This window comes from uncultured Winogradskyella sp. (assembly GCF_947498345.1).
Lineage (GTDB): Bacteria > Bacteroidota > Bacteroidia > Flavobacteriales > Flavobacteriaceae > Winogradskyella.
In genome coordinates this window covers 1-635 of the sequence record NZ_CANMJY010000028.1, presented here as the reverse complement: position 1 = coordinate 635, position 635 = coordinate 1, and the positions used below count along the sequence as shown (strand labels likewise).

The following is a 635-nucleotide window of genomic DNA, read 5'->3' as shown; positions in this document are numbered from 1 at the left end:
CTTGGACTGCTACTGATGAATGTGGTAATGCAACTTCGGCAAATCAAACTATTACTGTTGAAGATACAACACCACCTTCAATTGATAATTCTGGTTTACAAAACATAGACATTCAATGTGGTGTTACTCCTGATGGTACATTAGAAGCTTGGTTAAATAATAATGCTGGCGCTACTGCTACTGATACATGTGGTGATGTAACTTGGTCAAATGACTTTGGTGCAAATACTGATGTAGATTGTGCTAATGGTGATATAACTGTCACATTTATTGCAACAGATTCATGTGGTAATACATCTTCAACAACAGCAACATATTCAATAATTGATACTGTAAATCCCATATTGACTATTCCTGCAGATGTTACTATTGAATGTACTGAGGATACAACACCTGCTAATACCGGAACAGCTACTGCAACAGATGATTGTGCCACACCAAATGTAACTTTTGTTGATACTGAAGTTACAGCTTGTGGAAATACAAAAACAATTTCAAGAACATGGACAGCTACTGACGCTTGTGGTAATTCAATGTCAGCTATCCAAACCATTAACATTGTCGATACTACAGCACCAACATTTACTGTACCTGCGGATATTACTGTAGAGTGTGACGTCGATACTACGGATCTT

Annotated in this window: 1 pseudogene; it reads left to right on the top strand. The window is 37.3% G+C overall.

Annotated elements, in window-relative coordinates:
* Positions 1–635, top strand: a pseudogene (locus tag Q0912_RS17465) (gliding motility-associated C-terminal domain-containing protein); the annotation flags it as partial.